This window comes from Moraxella equi (assembly GCF_002027555.1).
GTDB classification, from domain to species: Bacteria; Pseudomonadota; Gammaproteobacteria; order Pseudomonadales; family Moraxellaceae; genus Moraxella; species Moraxella equi.
The window spans coordinates 1-1,277 of the sequence record NZ_MXAP01000196.1; the positions used below are offsets into that span (position 1 = coordinate 1).

Below are 1,277 nucleotides of genomic sequence, written 5' to 3' on the forward strand. Positions count from 1 at the left end.
CAAAAACCCAAACCCCCCACCATCTCTGGCAGGGGGTTTGGTTTTGACTATTAGTCTTGTTTGCTGTTAAGCCAATCTTGTTAGATTAGTTCTTAACGTTAGCAACAACACCAGCACCTACGGTACGACCACCTTCACGGATAGCGAAGCGTAGACCTTTGTCCATGGCGATTGGGTGGATAAGCTCAACACTCATCTCAACGTTGTCGCCAGGCATAACCATTTCAGTACCTTCTTGTAGAGTAATGGCACCAGTTACGTCAGTGGTACGGAAGTAGAACTGTGGACGATAGCCATTTAGGAATGGGGTGTGACGACCACCTTCTTCTTTTGACAGTACGTATACTTCAGCGTCAAAGTTGGTGTGTGGGGTGATTGAACCTGGCTTAGCAAGTACTTGACCACGTTGAACTTCTTCACGCTTGGTGCCACGTAGAAGGATACCACAGTTCTCACCTGCACGACCTTCGTCTAGTAGCTTACGGAACATCTCAACACCAGTACAGGTAGTCTTGGCAGTGTCTTTGATACCAACGATTTCAACTTCGTCGCCCACTTTGATGATACCTGATTCTACACGACCTGTTACCACAGTACCACGACCTGAGATTGAGAATACGTCTTCGATTGGCATTAGGAATGCTTTATCGATGTCACGCTCTGGCTCAGGGATGTAGCTGTCTAGAGTGCTTAGTAGCTCTAGGATGGCAGGCTCGCCGTATTGACCTTGGTCGCCATTTAGACCTAGTAGTGCAGAACCTTTGATGATTGGCGTGTCATCACCTGGGAAGTCGTAGTCAGACAGAAGTTCACGTACTTCCATTTCTACCAGTTCTAGTAGCTCTTCGTCATCTACTAGGTCGCACTTGTTCATGAATACCATGATGTAAGGTACGCCAACCTGACGAGATAGAAGGATGTGCTCACGAGTTTGTGGCATTGGACCGTCGGTTGCAGCAACAACTAGGATAGCACCGTCCATTTGAGCCGCACCAGTAATCATGTTTTTAACATAGTCGGCGTGACCGGGGCAGTCTACGTGTGCATAGTGACGGTTAGCAGTGTCGTACTCGATGTGAGAGGTATTAATGGTAATACCACGAGCTTTTTCTTCAGGCGCTGAGTCAATGGCAGCGTAGTCTTTTGCTTCACCGCCGTGATGCTTAGCAGCAACGGTTGCAATAGCAGCAGTTAGGGTAGTTTTACCGTGGTCAACGTGACCGATGGTACCAACATTTACGTGGGGTTTGTTACGTTCGAATTTGGCTTTGGCCATG

At 47.9% G+C, this 1,277-nt stretch carries 1 protein-coding gene; it reads right to left on the reverse strand.

What is annotated here, in order from left to right; genetic code table 11:
* Positions 1 to 85 precede the first annotated feature (85 nt).
* Positions 86 to 1,276 carry an elongation factor Tu gene (tuf, locus tag B5J93_RS13210; protein WP_079326778.1) on the reverse strand — a complete coding sequence of 397 codons (1,191 nt, stop codon included), beginning with the start codon at positions 1,274 to 1,276 and terminating at the stop codon, positions 86 to 88.
* Position 1,277 lies beyond the last annotated feature (1 nt).